The following is a 3887-nucleotide window of genomic DNA, read 5'->3' on the forward strand; positions in this document are numbered from 1 at the left end:
CCACCGGCGGTCCGCAGCCCCGAAGTCGGAGCCGGTCAGGCCTTCGGGACGCGCACGATCAGCGCGTCGCCCTGGCCGCCGCCGCCGCACAGCGCGGCCGCGCCGACCCCGCCGCCACGGCGCTGCAGCTCCAGCGCCAGGGACAGCACCACGCGGGCGCCGGACATCCCGATCGGGTGGCCGAGCGCGATGGCGCCGCCGTTGACGTTGACGATGTCCGAGGAGACGCCCAGGTCCTTCATGGACTGGTGGGCGACGGCCGCGAACGCCTCGTTGATCTCGATCAGGTCGAGGTCGGCGACCTCCAGGCCCTCCTTGGAGAGCGCGTGCCTGATCGCGTTGGACGGCTGCGACTGGAGCGAGTTGTCCGGGCCCGCCACGTTGCCGTGCGCGCCGATCTCGGCGATCCAGGTCAGGCCCAGCTCCTCGGCCTTGGCCTTGCTCATCACGACCACGGCGGCGGCGCCGTCGGAGATCTGCGAGGAGGTGCCGGCGGTGATCGTGCCGTCCTTGGTGAAGGCCGGGCGCAGCTTGGCCAGGCCCTCGACGGTGGTGTCCGCGCGGATGCCCTCGTCCTGGCTGAACAGCACCGGCTCGCCCTTGCGCTGCGGGATGGCGACCGGGACGATCTCGGCGTCGAAGACCCCGTCGGCCTGCGCCTTGGCGGCCCGCTGGTGGGAGGCGGCGGCGATCTCGTCCTGCACCTCGCGCGGGATGCCCAGGCGGGTGTTGTGCTTCTCGGTGGACTCGCCCATCGGGATGTTCTCGTAGGCGTCGGTGAGGCCGTCGTGGGCCATCGCGTCGAGCATCGCGATCGCGCCGTACTTGAAGCCCTCGCGGGACTTCGGCAGCAGGTGCGGGGCGTTGGTCATCGACTCCTGGCCGCCGGCCACCACGATGTCGAACTCGCCGGCCCGGATCAGCTGGTCGGCGAGCGCGATGGCGTCGAGGCCGGAGAGGCAGACCTTGTTGACGGTCAGCGCCGGGACGTTCATCGGGATGCCGGCCTTGACGGCGGCCTGGCGGGCCGGGATCTGGCCGGCGCCGGCCTGGAGCACCTGGCCCATGATCACGTACTGGACCTGCTCGCCGGTGATCCCGGCCCGCTCCAGGGCCGCCTTGATCGCGACGGCGCCGAGGTCGGCGCCGGAGAAGCCCTTGAGGGAACCCAGCAGGCGGCCCATCGGGGTCCGCGCACCGGCAACGATCACAGAGGTGGTGTTGGTCATGGGACGGGCCCCTTCGCACGTCGTGGCCAGGTGAGGATGCGCTCAATGTACTGACCTGTTACCCGCCCGTCACCGGAGCGACGGTGTGATCGAGCGCACTGGCACCCTCCAGTCAACACCGTGCCGACCCGCTCCGGGTGAACCGCCCGCGGGCCGCCCGCCGGGTGACCCGCCGTGTGAGCAGGCTCGCACGCCCGGCACTGGCGTCCGTCGCGGGCCATGCGCTGCACTGGGTGCACCTTTAGCCCCACCACCTTCTCCCCACCTCCCGGAGGCCGTCGTGCTGACCCGCATCGACCACATCGGCATCGCCTGCCGAGACCTCGACAAGACGGTCGAGTTCTACCGCGCCACCTACGGTTTCGAGGTCTTCCACTCCGAGGTCAACGAGGAGCAGGGCGTCCGCGAGGCCATGCTCCGGATCAACGGCACCGACGACGGCGGCGCCTCGTACCTCCAACTGCTGGAGCCCACCCGGCCCGACTCCACCGTGGCCAAGTGGCTGGAGAAGAACGGCGAGGGCGTGCACCACATCGCCTTCGGCACCGCCGACGTGGACGGCGACTCCGAGGCCATCCGGGACAAGGGCGTCCGGGTCCTCTACGAGCAGCCGCGGATCGGCTCGATGGGCTCGCGGATCACCTTCCTGCACCCCAAGGACTGCGGCGGCGTGCTGACCGAGCTGGTCACCTCCGCGCAGCAGGGCCACGACGAGCACTGATCCCCTCCCGGCCCGCCCCCGGGCACGCGGCGCCCCGGGGGCAGCCGACGGTCCGTCGGTCATGACCCGTCAGTAACCTGGCGGGAAGAGCCGGAAAACACCCCTGCGGCCATTCCCCCGCAGTGCGCTCCCACTACAATGCCCAGGTGCGCGAAGGCTCCGGGGGACGGAGGCGACGGGCACGGCCGAAGACAGGCCTGTCCGCCCTCCGGCGGTCGGCCCGTCGCAAGGGGAGTCCATTACGCGGGCACGGCTGAACAGTCGCAAGACGGATCTGTCACCATTCTCCACAAGGCAAGAGTTCGCCCAGGAGTCCACTCGGACGGGGGAACGCGGCACCCCCGCGCTCCCGCGCCCCGGATTCCGACGACCGCGGCGGGCGGCCCCGGCATGACGGGGGACCGTCCACCGGCTGCGGATGCAAGGACCAGTCGGACCGGCGCCCGGGATACCGGAGCCCGGAACCGGCCGGGTCGAGGACGCGACCAGGAGATGGATGGGACCGCGGAGTGCGGGGCAACGACCGCTACGAGGCTGACGATCACCTCTCCCAGTTCGAGGCCGAGATGGGTCGGACTCGGAAGGAGCGCGACAAGGCAGTCGAGCATGCCGAAGACCTCGCCTACCAGGTGGAGGTCCTGCGGGCGAAACTGCACGAGTCCCGCCGGATGCTCGCCCAGCCGCGCGCCTTCGACGCCGTCTCCGGCCAGGCCGAGCAGATGCTCCGCACCGCCGAGATGCAGGCCCAGCAGCTGCGCGCCGACGCCGAGCGCCAGCTGCGCGACTCCCAGGCCGCCACCCAGCGGATCATGGCCGAGGCCGCCGAGCGCACCGCCCGGCTGGAGGCCGACCTCGCCGCCCGTCGCCGCCAGCTGGAGGACGAGCTCGCCGAGCTGCGCCGCTCCGCCGAGCAGCACGTCAACGGCTGGGCCGAGCAGACCCGGGCCGGCTCCGAGCAGGAGGCCCAGCGGCTGCTCCAGGACGCCCGCGCCGAGGCCGAGCGGATGGTCGCCGCCGCCCGCGCGGAGGCCGTCGCCCTCTCCGACCACGCCCGCGCCCAGACCGCCGCCGACGTGGACGCCGCCCGCGGCGAGGCCCAGGCCGCCGCCGAGGCCGCCCTGCAGCGGGCCCAGAACGACGCCGAGCGCCTGCTGCGCGCCGCCTCCGAGCAGGCCCAGCAGGCCGGCGCCCAGGCCGCCGCCGACGTGGACGCCGCCCGGGGCGAGGCCCAGCAGCAGCTGGCCGCCGCGCACGCCGCCGCCGAGGGCCAGCTGGTCGCCGCCCAGGCCGAGATCGGCCGGCTCAAGGCGCAGGCCGCCGCCGAGCAGGCCCGGGCCGAGCAGCAGCTCGCCGCCGCCAAGGCCGAGATAGAGCGGCTGCGCGCCGAGGCGATCGCCGAGGCGGAGCGCACCCGCCGCGAGGCCTCCGAGCTGCGCGCCCAGGCCGAGCAGGCCGCCGAGCAGCTCCAGGCCGACGCCGAGGCCGCCGCCGAGCGCAGGGTCGCCGACGGCGAGGCCGCCAACGAACAGCGCTCGCAGACCGCCCGGGCCGAGGTGGCCCGGATGGTCGCCCAGGCCACCAAGGAGGCCTCGGCGATCCGTGCCGAGGCCGAGAGCGTCCGCACCGAGGCCGCCACCAAGCAGGCCGAGGCCGACGCCGCCCGGGCCGCCGCCGCCGAGGAGAGCGAGCGGCTGCGGGCCACCGCCGAGTCGGTGGCCGCCGAGCTGAAGGCCGAGGCCGAGGCGGCGATCGCCGAACTCCGCGCCCTGGCCGAGCGGGACGTCGCCGAGCTGCGCGCGCACGCCGAGGCCGACGCCCAGCGGCTGCGCGGCGAGGCCGAGGAGGCGGGCCGGGCGGCCGGCGCCAAGGACGCCACCGTCCACCTCGCCAAGGCCGCCAAGACCGCCGAGGAGGTGCTCGGCCGGGCCGACCAGGAC

2 protein-coding genes and 1 pseudogene are annotated in these 3887 nt (G+C 74.1%); 2 read left to right on the plus strand and 1 reads right to left on the minus strand.

Translation table 11 applies throughout. The features are described from left to right. Window positions 1-35: 35 nt before the first annotated feature. Entirely contained in the window at window positions 36-1229 is a 1194-nt protein-coding gene (locus tag ACFU6K_RS33345; RefSeq protein ID WP_380669459.1) for an acetyl-CoA C-acetyltransferase, read from the minus strand. 280 nt (window positions 1230-1509) lie between these two features. Between ACFU6K_RS33345 and mce the strand changes: the two genes are divergently transcribed. Together mce and ACFU6K_RS33355 are read left to right on the plus strand one after the other, a co-directional pair. After that, window positions 1510-1950, plus strand: a complete 441-nt coding sequence (gene mce, locus ACFU6K_RS33350) for a methylmalonyl-CoA epimerase (RefSeq protein ID WP_380669461.1) — start codon at window positions 1510-1512, stop codon at window positions 1948-1950. A gap of 509 nt (window positions 1951-2459) precedes the next feature. Continuing rightward, window positions 2460-3887 (plus strand): annotated as a pseudogene (locus ACFU6K_RS33355) (hypothetical protein); the annotation flags it as partial.

The organism is Kitasatospora sp. NPDC057512 (assembly GCF_042802135.1).
Lineage (GTDB): Bacteria > Actinomycetota > Actinomycetes > Streptomycetales > Streptomycetaceae > Kitasatospora.

Excerpts from the sequence above, each read along its gene's own strand:
- ACFU6K_RS33345 (WP_380669459.1), bottom strand. The coding sequence starts at position 1,229 with ATGACCAACACCACCTCTGTGATCGTTGCCGGTGCGCGGACCCCGATG.